Source organism: Arsenophonus endosymbiont of Crataerina pallida, assembly GCF_964020125.1.
Taxonomy (GTDB): Bacteria; Pseudomonadota; Gammaproteobacteria; order Enterobacterales; family Enterobacteriaceae; genus Arsenophonus; species Arsenophonus nilaparvatae.
Genome location: NZ_OZ026540.1, coordinates 354,762 through 369,967, shown reverse-complemented (window position 1 = coordinate 369,967; position 15,206 = coordinate 354,762). Strand labels below are relative to the sequence as shown.

The following is a 15,206-nucleotide window of genomic DNA, read 5'->3' as shown; positions in this document are numbered from 1 at the left end:
TTATTAAGCTGGCCTTTCTACTTTACTCAAGTTATCTTTATTTATCTGATAAATTCAAAGCCAATTCTTACGTTTAAAATAAAGATAAGGTGCCAGCCCGGCAATAATCATCAATATAATTGCTGCCGGATAGCCAAAACGCCAGCCTAATTCAGGCATAAATTCAAAATTCATACCGTAACTGGACGCCACCAGCGTCGGCGGTAAAAAGACCACAGAAACAACGGAGAAAATTTTAATAATTCGACTCTGCTCAATATTAATAAAACCCATTGCCGCTTGCATAAGAAAATTTACTTTTTGAAATAGTGATTCATTATGAGGTAGCAGTGATTCAATATCACGTAAAATATCTCTCGCTTGCTCTAATTGACCTGCCGGCAATCTTGCTCGGCGGATCAAAAAATTTAATGCTCGTTGACTGTCCATCAAACACAACCGCACTTTCCAGCCAATATCTTCTTGTTCCGCTAAATTAGAAAGTGCGCTATCGAGTTCATCACCTTGTTTGCCTTCCAAAATAATCCGGCTTAACGATTCCAATACGCTATAAATATTTTCTATTACATCAGCAAGTTGTTCAATTTTGGTTTCAAATAAATCTAAAAATAATTCATAAGCATTAGCATCGATCAGCTTTTGACTTCTTGAACGCATACGATACAAACGAAAAGCCGGCAGATCACGCTCCCGTAAGGTATATAAACGGCCATCACGAAAAGTGAAAGCAACCGTCGAATTACTAACATGTTCATCACTATCTTGATAATAAAAAAATGAATGAATATGTAAACCATCCTCATCCTCAAAAAAACGAGCCGATGCTTCAATATCGGTTAATTCAGATGGGGTTACTAATAATTGTTTCAATTCAGTTTGCACTGTTTGCCGTTCTTTTTCATCAGGCTCCATTAAATCAACCCATACCGCATCGGTTAGCTTTTCACCTTCATCAAGCTCAAGGCGAGACAAACGGTGGTTGTCTAATTTAAATGCCAGCAGCATATTATGGCGCCTCCTTCAGAACCCCAAATAGCAAAATAATAGCCAGTTAATTAGTAACAAAAATTCCCATACTTCAAGCATTCTTTATTGCAACTCTAATTTAGCATAAGCTGCAACCAACCATTTGATCCCTTCGCCCTGAAAAGCTATCTGCAAGCGGCAACGCTCACCATCCCCTTCCAAATTAATAATAGTTCCTTCACCAAACTTAGGATGACGAACCCGTTGGCCTAATGCATAGCCACTATCATTTCGATTAATTGGGGTACCAAGTCGCTGATGACTAATAGGGCGAGAAACCGTTGCACGCAAACGGACTTCTTCAATACATTCAGTCGGTAATTCGGCAATAAAACGCGAAGGACGATGGTAGACTTCTTTACCATATAATCGACGGCTTTCCGCATAAGTCAGCGTCAATTTCTCCATCGCTCGTGTCAATCCAACATAAGCCAATCGCCTTTCTTCTGCCAGCCCTCCGCTCTTTTCAGCACTCCTTTGGCTTGGAAACATACCTTCTTCCATACCAACAATAAAAACCAATGGAAATTCTAAACCTTTTGCCGAATGTAGCGTCATTAACTGAACGGCATCTTGATGTAACTCCGCCTGCCCTTCACCGGATTCCAACGCAGCATGAGACAAAAATGCTTGCAGTGGCATTAAATCTTGATCTTCTTCTTGATAACTAAATTGACGAGTAGCAGTGACTAACTCCTCAAGGTTTTCAATCCGCGCTTGCGCTTTTTCGCCTTTTTCTTGCTGGTACATCGACCGCAGACCTGAGTCGCGGATCACGCGATCAGTTTGAACATGTAACGGCATATCCGTCGTTTCTTTAGCTAATGCATCAATTAGCTCAAGAAACCGTTCAATCGCCCCGGCCGCCCGACCTCCAAGGACTTTTTCAGCTAATAAATATTCACAACTTTCCCAAAGCGTGAGTTGTTTTTCACGCGCGGCCTGACGAACAGTGTCTAAAGTTCGTTCGCCGATACCTCGAGTTGGTGTATTAACAACTCGCTCAAATGATGCATCATCATTACGGTTAGCAACCAAACGTAAATAAGAGAGCGCATCTTTAATTTCCTGCCGCTCAAAAAAGCGTTGACCACCATAAATACGATAAGGCATTGAAGACTGCAACAAGGCCTCTTCAAGCACTCGTGATTGTGCATTGCTGCGATAAAGAATTGCGCACTGCTTTAAAGCGCCACCTTTCTCATGCCATTGTTTAATGCGACTAACAACATAACGCGCTTCATCTAACTCGTTGAAGCCACAATAAAGCGAAATAGGTTCACCATCAGCCCCTTCTGTCCAGAGATTTTTTCCTAACCGGTTATTATTATTGGCAATCAGTGCATTAGCCGACTTCAAGATATTGTTAGTCGAACGATAATTTTGTTCTAGCCGAATAGTTTCCGCCGCCGGAAAATCTTGCAAGAAACGTTGAATATTTTCTACCTGTGCGCCACGCCAACCATAAATTGACTGATCGTCATCACCAACAATCATCACCTTGCCAGTATCACCGGCCAAAATACGTATCCAGGCATACTGGATACTGTTGGTATCTTGAAATTCATCAACCAGAATATTGGTAAAACGTTCACGATAATGTTGTAGTATATGCGGTTTCTTCAGCCACATTTCATGGGCACGCAATAAAAGTTCAGCAAAATCAACTAATCCGGCCCGATCACACGCTTCCTGATAAGCCTGATAAACTCGCAGCCACGTCGCCTCTGTTGGATTGCCATAACTTTCAATATGCTGTGGCCGCAAGCCTTCATCTTTTTTTGCATTGATGTACCACATAGCCTGACGTGGTGGCCACTTACTCTCATCCAGATTGATGGCCTTGATAATTCTACGCAATAAACGATATTGATCATCACTATCTAAGATTTGGAAATCTTGCGGTAAATTGGCATCCAAATAGTGAGCCCGCAATAGACGATGCGCCAGGCCATGAAAAGTTCCTACCCACATACCGCCTTGATCGCTACCTAATAACGCATTAATACGATGACGCATTTCAGCCGCTGCTTTATTGGTAAATGTCACCGCCATAATCGAGAAAGGCGAAACCTTATCAACCGTCAGTAACCAGGCAATTCGATGAACCAGTACCCGTGTTTTACCACTACCTGCGCCAGCAAGTATTAACATATTCGTTCGAGGAGCAGCAACAGCTTCGCGTTGCTTATTATTTAAGTTTTCAAGTAAATATGAGGCGTTCATGGTTACCATTAAATTAAGAGAGCAGTCAATAAATCACTACTGTGTTTTTAACCAGATGAGAAGATTATATCAGCGCAATGAGTGAAGCTAAACCGGTGATCTCAATATGAGGTAATATGTCATTCTCATTGGTGGCTAGTAAGTTGCTACTGTTAGTATTGATCCAACAAGCTTGCATGCCACTGTGTAAAGCACCTTGAATATCGGTTGTTAAATCATCACCGACATGTAAAATTTTATCCACTACAATATTAAATTTCTGCGCAGCAAGATAATACATATCACTAAACGGTTTAGCGCGTCCATCTGGCCCCGCTTTTAAAACAAATTGAAAATAATCGCCTAATCCACAAGCATACGGTTCTGCATTGCCATTAGTAATAACCGCTAGTGGGAATTTTTCGGCTAAGGTAGATAAGATTTTATGGGTCACGTCTGGGACTACGATTTGACTACGCCAATAAGAAAAGTATGCCATTATATCGTCAGCACCACCAGCAGATCCTTCTCGATCGTAACCATACTGACAAAGTAACGCCTTGACTGCTAACCAACGCCACTGTGTAACATCATGATAAATTTCAGGATATTGATTAACAATTAACATTTGATAGTTTTTCAAATCGGCAAATTGAAGTTTATTAAAGCGATCATCATAGCAACGAATAAAATTTAATAATTCCTGTTCAGTTTTAGCAATAACAGGGCGATTATCATACAGTGTATCATCCAAATCAAAGGTAATCGCTGCAATAGAAGTTAATTGCCGATAAACATGCATTCAAGGTTTCTCCCTTTTTGCCCTTGGATGAGCCACATCATAAACCTTGGCTAAATGCTGAAAATCTAGGTGAGTATAAACTTGAGTGGTAGAAAGATTAGCATGTCCTAGTAACTCTTGAACTGCCCTTAAATCGCCACTTGATTCCAGGATATGAGTGGCAAAAGAGTGACGAATTCCCCATAATGCAAAACGCTTTTGTACATTCCGAGCGGAAATACGTTTTCCTCTTTGGATTGAGATAAAAACAGCTTCGTCTTGCTTAACATATTGCTGGCGCATCTCAAGCCAACGGATTAACCATTCTACCGCAATACGTCCTAATGGTATCTTCCGTTCTTTACTACCTTTTCCCATAACCCAAACTTCACCATTAGGTAAATCCAGATGTTGGCAATTCAAATTAACCAGTTCCGATAAACGTAATCCTGCGCCATACATCACTTCCAACATGGTTCTATCACGTACAGATAGCGGATCTGCTAAATCAATATTTAACAACTGATTGACTTCATCTACATCGATATTTTTTGGTAAATGGCGTTTATTTTTCGGCGTTCTAACGGTTTTAGCTGGATTAGCGGTTAATATGCCCTGCTCAACTAACCAATTTAAAAAACTTCTTAATGACGAAAGACGCAAAGCGAGAGTCGCTGCCTGTGATCCTTGTCGGCGACATTTTGCAACCATCATACGAACATGTGATGTTTCTAATTGCGTCCAATCATTGATGTTCATATTTATAGCCATGTCCATTAACATGACTAATTGGCGTTGATAATTAATAATCGTCACGGGGCTTAGCTGCCGTTCTACACGTAAGTAACGCAAAAAGTCGTCAATTCGCTGCTGCAAGCTTTGCCGTGTTGAATTCATGCACGAGTTACCCAGCGTAACAGCAAATCGGGCAATAATTTGGCTAAGTGGTCAAGCATTGTCGTTCCCATCCCTTTTTGATAATGCTGAGTATCGCGGCTACTAAAGATCACCATCCCTAAATTACCATAAAGACCTAATAAAGAAATAGCCACCGAACCGACATGATTTGCGTCTGGCATTAGTAATAATATTTCTGGATTATTTAACGTACCAAGATAATGATTTTTTTCACCAAATCGCTGAATACGAACAGGCTCAAATGCCTGACGAGAAATCATAACTTTTTGCGCATCCATTGGTATGCCTAGCTGCCAACAATCACTAAACAAGCGAATATAAGCACCGCTCAAACCAAAACTTCTTGACCAGGCATATAAACGTCGCTGAAAATCGGCAAAATCATCTGCCGTTGATAGCTGAATAACCAATTTTAACAGTCGATTAAATAGTATTTCATTATTGCGCGCCTGCTCAACCAATAGTTGCATATCCTGTTCCAGATTTTGGATATAAACTCGTTGACGTTTCATTGACCATTCAACTAATGAAACCGCATGATGAACCGGATGAGGAACCCGTATCTGTTCAACAGCAGCTGCATTGCGAATAAAAAAATGAGGATTGCTTTTTAGATATTTTACGACTGTCTGATCATCTAACAGAGGTTGAGGATCAAATGCTGCTTCTTTTTTATCCATAATAAAAGACCTCTTAACCAAACAAAACTTAGAAATGAATAACACCATCATAAACATGTGTCGCAGGGCCTGTCATAAACAGTGGATGACCCAGTCCATTCCAACGAATTTTTAGCATGCCACCAGGTAAATCAACACGGACATTTTTTTTTAATAAACCTTGCTGAATACCGATAGCAACAGCAGCACAGGCACCGCTTCCACAAGCCTGTGTTTCTCCTACACCACGTTCATGTACACGTAATCGAATGTGTTCATGATCAATAACCTGCATAAATCCTATATTAGCTCGCTCAGGAAAACGTTCATGCTTTTCAAGCATCGACCCTAATAAAGCAACTTCAGCCGTGTCAATATTTTCAACCTGTAATACACAATGAGGGTTGCCGATAGAAACCACGCCACATAATATTGTTTGTTGCTGAGTTCTAATTATATAAGTTTTCTCAGCTTTTTGCGCTTTAAATGGTACTTTATTTGGCTCAAACTCAGGAACTCCCATATTGACACAAACATCTTCATTTTCTGCTACTGATAATGTCAACCTGCCAGATTGAGTACTTACCTTGATATCGCGTTTATTGGTCAGTTTTTTAAGGCGAACAAAACGAGCAAAACAACGGGCACCATTACCACATTGAGCCACTTCACTACCATCGGCATTAAAAATACGATAATGAAAATCAAGATCGGGATCATAAGGTGCTTCAACAACTAAAAGCTGATCAAATCCAATTCCCTTATGTCGATCTGATAAACGACAAATAAGTTCAGGAGAAAAATAAACATTCTGAGTAACGGCATCTACCACCATAAAATCGTTACCCAAACCATGCATTTTGGAGAATTGCATTTTCTATTCCATCTTAATCAATTGGCTATTTTGTCATTACTCGATTTTTGCAATGTTTCGGTCTGTATCGATTGATGTTCTGTCTCTTTAGACGATATCGTACTTTCAGTCTTTTGCTCCGCTGTTGCTTTTGCTGGGAAATAGAGTGGCCCTTTCAAACCACAAGCAGAAAGTAAGGTTAAAAATATCGATGTCATAAATAGCCAAAGTAATTTTTTCATTATGTTAACGCCTGCATGTTTAAATCATTATCCTTTATAATCTATAATCGCAGTTAGGCGTAGAAAAGCAAATAGGAAATTGACGATGACAGACACAGAATTTCATCAACTGGTTGATAAAGTGATGAATAAAATAGAAGAACAACTTGATCAGTATGATGGTAATAATGATATCGATTGCGAAACCCATGGCGGTATTATGACACTAACCTTCGAAAATGATAGTAAAATTATTATCAACCGCCAAGAACCACTCCATCAAATATGGCTAGCTACACGGTCAGGTGGTTACCACTTTAACTATAAAATAGACAATTGGTATTGTACTCGCAGTAATAAAAATTTTATCCAAATATTAGCCTATGCTATAAGTGAACAAAGTGGTGAACCATTTTCATTTGATCTCTAACTGCGAAAAAACAAATATCATTCTTTATTATTAATGTATATAAAAACTAATACCTGATTCTTCTCGACAGACATTCTCATTGAACGGTGAGTTTGAAAATGAGCCAGACAAATAAGGAATGACTTGATTTTTATCTTCTACTTTTATTATCTGATAAAATTGCGGTAAATTGAAATTGACTAAACTTGCACGGTAGGTAGAACGATAATGTGAGGATGAGTAAAAACGGCTAACATCCCTAACAAGTTCTTCTTTGTTTCCTTCACAGTGTGAATAAATTTCCACCCGGTTTTTTTCATCTAAAATATAGATATTAAAACCATGATTCTCTTCTGTATCCTCAAAGAAGAATTGTACAATCCCTTCACTGGCATAACCATCAACAACTAAAGGTAAATGATAAGTTTCTTTGATATCCAGTTTTATCGGCAAACCATGTAATTTATTATTAGAGATTGCACCATAAAATTCGACTGCATTTTCCAATTTCTGCACTGAAACATTCAAACGCTCAAAAAATAATCCCCAGGTCTGACCTGCAATACGTAGTGCCTTAAAACGTCCTGAGTCATTACAACTGCTTGATAGACGTAATTCAATACATTCTGAAACCAGCTGTTGAACACGTGTACCGATCAACCCTCTCATATGTTGGCTATAGCAGAAAACTTCAACTACATCTGGCAGTTCAGCATCTTGATGCATTTTGCCCAGGATCGTTTTTAATGCTTCCAACATAGATTGCTCACCAGAGAAATGCAGTGTTCTTACCTCATTCCAAGAATTACGATACAGTAGATCAATACTACTCACTAAGCATTGCGGTGGATCACCAAAACTCAATATGTCTAATTTACGTAAATCAAAATGAATAATTTGATCAGAAAACACCGCTGTCGGATCTTTCTCTAAATTAACAATAATGGCTAAATGGCGAATTTCACAGGGACTATATAAAGCTTTTGGTGTGGGTGCTAGTAATCGAATAGGAAAATTTGTGGTTATATCATTAATAAATTGATGTAATTTATTCTCATCACATTGTGAACCACCATTATGAATATAAATATGGGATTGTTCTGTCAATAAACCATTGAAGTAAGTCCATGCCACTAATTTACTAAGATAACGGTTATATTCTAAAGGTTGGTGTCCAATGATAGAATCAATAGTTGGCGCCTTATTATATAAATACCAACCACTGCGATTGGCGCGCCCAGCAGGAACATAAATAAAAGTGAGATGACTTTCAGATAGATCTGGTGAAATTTGCGGATTAACTAAAGTGACTTTGCCAGGTAATACTTCAAAGGCGGCATACAATTTCCGCGTCAACACACCAATATCTTGTGGGCTTGCACTAATCCGTAAATTATTACGACGGGCAAAGAGAATAAGATTACGATAACTTTGCATCATGGTGTCAAGTAATTCATTATGTGCATCTCGAACCTGCGCTATTTTCCAATAATTTCGTTTGTCGAGGACGCTTAATCGCTCTGTATTCCACTCCCATGAAGTAACAAGCTGTGATAACACCTGCCTGCGCCAACTACCACTCACCAAGGTACTATTTTCATCAGACAATTTTTCACAAACTTTGAGGTAAAAACAGCGACGAATCAAATCAAGGCGTTTAAAATCACCGATTTCCATTAAATAACGGGTAACGCGTTCTAACATTAAACAATAGGCATCCAGACCATAGGAAACAATTTCCCCGGCATGCAAACGTTTCTTAAATTCCATTGCCAGCAACATACCATGCGGATAATTCCAGGAATAAGCTTCCAGTAAAATACTTTTCAGCACCGCTTTATAAGGAGAATCAACACTTTTATACAATTGCCACAAGCTAGCACCAAAATACTCTTCAGCCGATAATTCACCTAAGCCGCCTAAATCCAACCACTCATTTGGCGTTAATACTCCCCGCGCGTACAAAAATAAAACATATTCATCATAATTGGCTTCTTCTTCTGCGGGTACCATCATCCATAGCAAACATTTCCCAGCCATACGAACCGCTGTACGATAAAATTCATCCAATAGCAATATATGTTGTGTTGTTCCGCAATCTTCATCGCTCAAACTACCACTCGTATGATGGCGAAAACGATTTTCATCAATTAAAAAGAAAGTAACATCTATACCAAGCGAGGACGCCCATTGCTCAATTAATGTACATTTTTTTTGTAGCAGTTGTCTTTCTTCTTGATCTAACCATGATTGATGACATACCCAAATATCTAAATCAGAAACATCACTTTGCCCGATTGATGATGTACTTCCCATGGAATAAATACCTGTAATAGGTAATTCACCATTGGTTTGTTGTGAAGATAGTTCACAAAAAAGATATGCCTCAAACTGCTTTAACCAATTAATTTGCTGAGCATCAGGCGCAAAAAAACAGACACCAGCAGGTACATTACCTTCTATATAACCAGGTAACATGGGATGATGATAATTTAATAAAACTGGCAGCAATCCATATACATGCTTGAACGCTTCATTCATAGAAGATGATGCTCGTTCCAGTCGTAATTGATTGATCGCATCCAATCTTTGCTTTAGTGTCTCAATATAAAGATACAAAAGTTTTGCCTGAATTAACTTTAAAAAATAAATAACCTTAACTCAGCCATTGGTTCCTTGGGTATTGGGGAACGATAACAGCGATAAGCTTTTTGAATAGGTTGCTAGAAACGTGATCAATTTAACATTTTGTACCAAAAGGGTAAAGTACATTACACCTACATTAACTGTTTATTTTTCACACTAAATGCTTTCCGTTCTTTTACTAAAAAATCTTTTTCGTTTCTAAGAATTTCAAATAGATGATCTGTATAAAAAAAGGAAACGATTGGTTAAATTTTCTTATCAAACTTTTATAATTACCTCCATTAATAAATATTCAGATAAATATAAAAAAATTAATTGAATATGTATTTATTTGCTTTAATCCAATAACAAAAAATCACGTTGCAACTGTTGTAAACCACTTTTTCCTGTTTACAAATTGAACTATGCATTAGCTATATTTATTAAGTGTTCAGCTACAACTGGAAAAAAACTTACCAAAATGTTAAAACTGTCTACCTTTCCTTTATAATTCACTCATAATCTAATTACCTAAGAAAAATAAAAATATGTCAACACAAACACTGCGTATCGCAACAAGGAAAAGTCCATTAGCAATGTGGCAAGCGATTTTCATAAAAACACAATTAGAAAAGCATCATCCAACACTAACGATTGAACTTATTCCCATGAGTACTCAAGGTGATATCCTACTTGATACTCCCTTGGCTAAAATTGGTGGCAAAGGACTTTTTGTCAAAGAATTAGAAAATGCACTACTAGAAAACCGAGCTGATATTGCTGTTCATTCTATAAAAGATATTCCCGCAACTTTTCCTAATAACTTAGGATTAATGGCTATTTGCCAGAGAGGAGATCCTCGTGATGCTTTTGTATCCAATCAGTACGATTCCCTTGATGCGCTTCCAGCTGGGAGTATTATAGGAACATCAAGCCTACGCCGCCAATGCCAACTACGTCATACTTATCCCCACTTGGTTATTCGAGATCTGCGTGGTAATGTCGGAACACGGTTGAGTAAATTAGATAATGGTGAATACGATGGTATTATTCTTGCTGCAGCTGGCTTAAAACGTCTAAGTTTAGAAACACGCATACGTATGCCACTGCCACCAGAGCAGTCATTACCAGCAGTTGGGCAAGGCGCAATTGGTATTGAATGCCGTCTAGATGACTATCACACACAACATTTTCTAGCGTCATTACATCATCATGATACTGCTATCTGTATTCAAGCAGAACGAGCCGTCAACAATCGATTGGAAGGTGGCTGCCAAGTCCCAATAGGTAGTTATGCTATTTGGCAAAATAAACAAATTTGGCTTAGAGCGCTAGTTGGTGCGCCCGATGGTAGTCAAATTATTCGTGCAGAAAGATATTTTAAGCCTGAAGACGCTCAACAAGCGAGTATTGAACTTGCGGAGGAGTTACTCAATAACGGTGCCAAACAAATTCTTAACAAAATTTCGCCAGGAGCATTTTCTCGATGAGTATATTGGTCACCAGACCAAACCCCAGCGGTGAAAAACTTGTTCAACGTATTAGGTCATTAGGAAAAATGGCATTTCATGCTCCACTGATTGAAATTATGCCAGGTAATGAACTAGCCCTTCTGCCGACTAAATTAGCCAGGCTAACTAATGGTGATCAGGTTTTTTTCTTATCGCCAAATGCGGTATGGCATGCTAATTCAGCACTTTATTTAGCAGGACGAAAATGGCCTGATACGCTATCCTATTATGGTATAGGGCACTCAACAGCATCGACTTTTCACCGATTAACTAATTTGCCTATTCAACTATCTCAAGCTGGTGAAACTAGTGAGACATTAATTGAATTACCTGATTTACAATCAATATTAGGCAAAAAATCTTTGTTATTGCGGGGTAACGGTGGACGTGAACTACTCGCCGCAACGTTAAAATCGCGCGGAAGTCATATTGATTATTGTGAGTGTTATCAACGTCAACCAATAAAATATGATCGACAAACTTTCCAGTTGCAATGGCGGCAGGCAAATATTAAAACAATTATTGTTACCAGTGGCGAAATGTTACATTTATTATTTAACTTAATTACAGATGATGTTAAACCTTGGTTGCTTTCTCGCCACTTGATTATTGTCAGTGAACGTTTGACCAGTACTGCTTACCAATTAGGATGGCAATCAGTCAAAGTAGCCAAAAGTGCTAATAATGATGCTTTAATTCAGGCATTAATGTAAACCGATATTGAGATATTAATTATGACGGAACAGAATAAACCTAATGAGGCAAGTGAAAACCCATCAAATGCCTCAAAAACAGCAACGCAATCTACCGCCAAAAATGGTAACCCCCATAGGCAAAAGCGTTCTGGTCTGTTTGGTAGTATAATTACTATCGTTCTTATTATCATACTCGGTGGTGGCTTCTATTATTATCTTCATCTAAAACATCAACAAATAGTCAATGAAAGCAGTGAATTACAACAACAAATAAATGAATTACTACGTCAACAAGAAACAGAAAAACAGCAAATTAACCAATTGGTTGAATCCCAGCGTATTAGCCAGTTAGATAAGAAAGAATATGAGCAACAACTTGAACAACGCGTCGAAGAATTACAAGCACAAATCACAACACTTTCAAGTACAGATGTGAAACGCTGGTTACTTGCCCAAGCTGATTTCTTAGCCAAAATGGCTGGCCGAAAACTTTGGAATGACTATGATCCCGTTACTGCGATTGCCTTATTAAAAAGTGCTGATGAAAGTCTAGCAGAAATGAATGATCCTAATTTAATTGAGATCCGAAAAACGCTTAATAATGATATCAGTGGGCTATCAGCCATTACCCAAATTGATTATGACGGAATTATTTTAAAGCTTAATCAACTGAGCAGTGATATCGATAATTTACGCATAAATGATAGTGCTCCAGATGGTAACCCCATGGATGAGGATAGCACGGAACTTTCCAATAATATTGCTGATTGGAAACAAAATATTAGCCAAAGTTGGAAAAGTTTTAGTAAAAATTTTATTACTATTCGTCGTAGGGATTCTCATGAAACTCCTTTACTTGCACCAAATCAGGACATTTACCTACGCGCCAATATTCGAGCACAACTACTTATTGCCGCCCAAGCCGTACCTCGTCATCAAGAGCAAATTTATAAACAATCTTTAGAGCAAGTTTCAACCTGGATTCGAATTTACTTTAATACCAATGACGCGGCAACAAAAGCCTTCCTTACCGAAGTCGATAAATTGATTGAACAACCGATTACAATGGATATTCCCAGCGAGTTAAAAAGTTTATTACTACTCGATAAAGCGTTGCAAAAACGTATTCAAGGGCAAATCCCTTCTTCTCCAACACCGAAACCGCAAAAAACGCAACCAACCAACGAAAAGAGAACAAATCATGACATAAAAATAGTTCCCCCTGCTCCAACAGAAGAAGCGGTAAAACCTAGCAATAAAACCGCCCAGGAGGGAACTGCATGATAAAAGTACTGATCCTTTTTATTGTACTGATTGCTGGCATCATTATTGGTCCCATTGTCGCCGGACACCAAGGTTATGTACTGATCCAAACCAACAACTACGATATTGAAACCAGTGTAACCGGTTTAGTCATCTGTTTTATTATTTTACAATTTATTTTTTATTTGCTTGGCTGGTGCTATCGTCGTATTCGCGGTACCTCATCATTTACCCATAATTGGCTAAAAGGCCGTAAATATCATAAAGCGCACAGTCAAACACAAAAAGCATTACTAAAATTAGCGGAAGGTGATTTTTCACAAGTCGAAAAACTACTGACAGGTCATGCTGACTATGCAGAACAACCGGTTGTTAACTATCTGCTGGCAGCAGAAGCCGCTCAACAACGCGGTGATGAGTATCGTACCAATCAATATCTTGAGCGCGCAGCAGAAGTCGCGGGTAACCATCAACTTCCTGTTGATATTACACGCGTGCGTATACAACTTGCTGAAGGTAAAATTCATGCAGCACGCCACGGTGTTGATAAATTACTGGATCAGGCACCGCGGCACCCTGAAGTCTTAAGAATGGCAGAACAAGCCTATCAACGTTCAGGAGCTTATCAAGCGCTTATTGAACTTTTGCCTATTATGCAAAAAGAAAAGTTATATAGTGCAGAAGAGATCGATAAATTACGTAAAGACGCCTATAAAGGTTTGATTAATCAATATATGGCTGAAGGTGGCAGCGAAAATTTAAAAGATTGGTGGCAGTCTCAAGGACGTAAAATACGTCATGATCCGGTACTACAATCGATCGTTGCTGCTCGCCTTATTGAATGCGACGATAGCGAAGCAGCAGAAAAAATTATTATTACAGGTTTAAAACAGCAATATGATGAGCATCTTTTATTGCTGGTTCCTCGTTTACAAATTAGCGACAGCAAAGCAATGAATAAAATCCTGACCAATCTAATAAAACAGTCAGGTGGTGCCACTCCCTTACTAAATAGTACATTAGGTCAACTTGCATTACAGCATGGCGAATGGCAAGAAGCGGAAAAATATTTTAAGTCTGCTTTAGCACAACGTCCTGATGCTCACGACTTTGCTTGGCTTGCTGATGCTTTAGATAAACAACATAAAGTGGAAGAAGCAGCACAAATTCGCCAACATGGCTTACTTTTTTCATTAAAGCATGAAAATTGATGACTCCCTATTCTCTATTGTTTTGATCCCGCCTCTAACTTATGGAGGCTTTTTTTACCTTTATCGATTGATTTGACATTTTTAACGTAAAACATTTGGATCAAATAGCATCAATAATACTATTTAATAATTACCTGTTGAATAAAATTTTAGCTTTGCTAAATAATTAACAAAATAAAAAAACACCTATCAAAAGATAGGTGTCAAAATACAATCAGGTCTACAGACGGATTGTGCCTCACTCAACGTTGCGTCCGGTTGGTGATGGATATTATGCATCGATAACGTGGACAATAGGCACATCAAATTGGCTCTGCGTCATCCAATAGTTTATGAAGCTGAAAGCTATCACAAGAAGCAGGATGAGCATCTACACTCTATCTTAGAGCATAATTCATGCCAAATATTACTTTTTACTCAAAGATAATCTTTTTGCGCCCACTATTGAATAAATATTCACCAATTAACTATTGTTTGCCTTTTAACAAAATAATTTTATTTACTTTAATTGCCACAATTCACGATACACATTATCAAACTGTCTCTTATTAGAGACGTTATAGCAATATTTATATTTTTTCTTTATTTTTCATGAAATAAAATGTCTCTATATTGAGACATCAATTACTAGCTTTGTTGTTAAAACACGACAAACTTTTAAAAATAGATAAAAAACAACATTTTAAATACAATTATGCAATTTTTTCGCTATAAAAATGGGGAAGTCGATGTTGACAGATAACGCGCATAAACTAACTTATTCACACTTATTTGTTTAACTAAATATAATGGTATAATTAGCATAGCTCTTTATTAGCCGCTTATTACG

The 15,206-nt window shown here is 38.1% G+C and carries 13 protein-coding genes; 5 read left to right on the top strand and 8 right to left on the bottom strand.

Annotation, left to right across the window (positions count from 1 at the left end; all coding sequences use genetic code 11):
* Positions 1-54: 54 nt before the first annotated feature.
* The 7 genes from corA to lptM all read right to left on the bottom strand — a co-directional run bounded on the left by corA (position 55) and on the right by lptM (position 6,684).
* Positions 55-1,005: a magnesium/cobalt transporter CorA gene (corA, locus tag AACL31_RS02025; RefSeq protein ID WP_180558550.1), complete on the bottom strand. Its 951-nt coding sequence runs from the start codon at positions 1,003-1,005 to the stop codon at positions 55-57.
* Between the two features lie 84 nt (positions 1,006-1,089).
* Positions 1,090-3,261 (bottom strand): DNA helicase II, encoded by a 2,172-nt coding sequence (gene uvrD / locus AACL31_RS02020; RefSeq protein WP_310511536.1) that lies wholly within the window; start codon positions 3,259-3,261, stop codon positions 1,090-1,092.
* Between the two features lie 55 nt (positions 3,262-3,316).
* On the bottom strand, positions 3,317-4,033 hold the full coding sequence (yigB, locus tag AACL31_RS02015; RefSeq protein WP_310511537.1) for a 5-amino-6-(5-phospho-D-ribitylamino)uracil phosphatase YigB: 717 nt from the start codon (positions 4,031-4,033) through the stop codon (positions 3,317-3,319).
* Positions 4,034-4,909: a tyrosine recombinase XerC gene (locus AACL31_RS02010; protein WP_310511538.1), complete on the bottom strand. Its 876-nt coding sequence runs from the start codon at positions 4,907-4,909 to the stop codon at positions 4,034-4,036. It lies immediately after the preceding gene.
* Positions 4,906-5,610 (bottom strand): DUF484 domain-containing protein, encoded by a 705-nt coding sequence (locus AACL31_RS02005; RefSeq protein ID WP_310511539.1) that lies wholly within the window; start codon positions 5,608-5,610, stop codon positions 4,906-4,908. The genes AACL31_RS02010 and AACL31_RS02005 overlap by 4 nt, the downstream gene beginning before the upstream one ends.
* Positions 5,611-5,638: 28 nt before the next feature.
* Positions 5,639-6,463: a diaminopimelate epimerase gene (gene dapF, locus AACL31_RS02000; RefSeq protein WP_032114341.1), complete on the bottom strand. Its 825-nt coding sequence runs from the start codon at positions 6,461-6,463 to the stop codon at positions 5,639-5,641.
* Positions 6,464-6,480: 17 nt separating this feature from the next.
* Entirely contained in the window at positions 6,481-6,684 is a 204-nt protein-coding gene (gene lptM / locus AACL31_RS01995) for an LPS translocon maturation chaperone LptM (protein WP_180817215.1), read from the bottom strand.
* 85 nt (positions 6,685-6,769) lie between these two features.
* On the opposite strand from lptM, the gene cyaY reads away from it, so the two are divergent.
* Positions 6,770-7,093 (top strand): iron donor protein CyaY, encoded by a 324-nt coding sequence (cyaY, locus tag AACL31_RS01990; protein ID WP_032114339.1) that lies wholly within the window; start codon positions 6,770-6,772, stop codon positions 7,091-7,093.
* 30 nt (positions 7,094-7,123) lie between these two features.
* Here cyaY and AACL31_RS01985 read toward each other — a convergent pair whose 3' ends face one another.
* Complete coding sequence (locus tag AACL31_RS01985) at positions 7,124-9,691, bottom strand: class I adenylate cyclase (protein WP_310511540.1); 2,568 nt, start codon at positions 9,689-9,691, stop codon at positions 7,124-7,126.
* Between the two features lie 554 nt (positions 9,692-10,245).
* Here AACL31_RS01985 and hemC point away from each other — a divergent pair.
* The 4 genes from hemC to hemY are packed head-to-tail and all read left to right on the top strand — an operon-like array spanning position 10,246 to position 14,377.
* Positions 10,246-11,187, top strand: coding sequence for a hydroxymethylbilane synthase (gene hemC / locus AACL31_RS01980; RefSeq protein WP_310510030.1), 942 nt, complete (start codon positions 10,246-10,248; stop codon positions 11,185-11,187).
* Positions 11,184-11,921 (top strand): uroporphyrinogen-III synthase, encoded by a 738-nt coding sequence (gene hemD, locus AACL31_RS01975; RefSeq protein WP_310511541.1) that lies wholly within the window; start codon positions 11,184-11,186, stop codon positions 11,919-11,921. Before hemC ends, hemD begins: the two co-directional genes overlap by 4 nt.
* A gap of 21 nt (positions 11,922-11,942) precedes the next feature.
* Positions 11,943-13,187, top strand: a complete 1,245-nt coding sequence (gene hemX / locus AACL31_RS01970; RefSeq protein WP_339053714.1) for a uroporphyrinogen-III C-methyltransferase — start codon at positions 11,943-11,945, stop codon at positions 13,185-13,187.
* Positions 13,184-14,377, top strand: coding sequence for a protoheme IX biogenesis protein HemY (gene hemY / locus AACL31_RS01965; protein ID WP_310511543.1), 1,194 nt, complete (start codon positions 13,184-13,186; stop codon positions 14,375-14,377). The genes hemX and hemY overlap by 4 nt, the downstream gene beginning before the upstream one ends.
* Positions 14,378-15,206 lie beyond the last annotated feature (829 nt).

Bases quoted from the DNA above. Each gene is read 5' to 3' on its own strand.
- corA (WP_180558550.1), bottom strand. From the start codon at position 1,005: ATGCTGCTGGCATTTAAATTAGACAACCACCGTTTGTCTCGCCTTGAG.
- uvrD (WP_310511536.1), bottom strand. From the start codon at position 3,261: ATGGTAACCATGAACGCCTCATATTTACTTGAAAACTTAAATAATAAG.
- yigB (WP_310511537.1), bottom strand. From the start codon at position 4,033: ATGCATGTTTATCGGCAATTAACTTCTATTGCAGCGATTACCTTTGAT.
- AACL31_RS02010 (WP_310511538.1), bottom strand. From the start codon at position 4,909: ATGAATTCAACACGGCAAAGCTTGCAGCAGCGAATTGACGACTTTTTG.
- AACL31_RS02005 (WP_310511539.1), bottom strand. From the start codon at position 5,610: ATGGATAAAAAAGAAGCAGCATTTGATCCTCAACCTCTGTTAGATGAT.
- dapF (WP_032114341.1), bottom strand. From the start codon at position 6,463: ATGCAATTCTCCAAAATGCATGGTTTGGGTAACGATTTTATGGTGGTA.
- lptM (WP_180817215.1), bottom strand. From the start codon at position 6,684: ATGAAAAAATTACTTTGGCTATTTATGACATCGATATTTTTAACCTTA.
- cyaY (WP_032114339.1), top strand. From the start codon at position 6,770: ATGACAGACACAGAATTTCATCAACTGGTTGATAAAGTGATGAATAAA.
- hemC (WP_310510030.1), top strand. From the start codon at position 10,246: ATGTCAACACAAACACTGCGTATCGCAACAAGGAAAAGTCCATTAGCA.
- hemD (WP_310511541.1), top strand. From the start codon at position 11,184: ATGAGTATATTGGTCACCAGACCAAACCCCAGCGGTGAAAAACTTGTT.
- hemX (WP_339053714.1), top strand. From the start codon at position 11,943: ATGACGGAACAGAATAAACCTAATGAGGCAAGTGAAAACCCATCAAAT.
- hemY (WP_310511543.1), top strand. From the start codon at position 13,184: ATGATAAAAGTACTGATCCTTTTTATTGTACTGATTGCTGGCATCATT.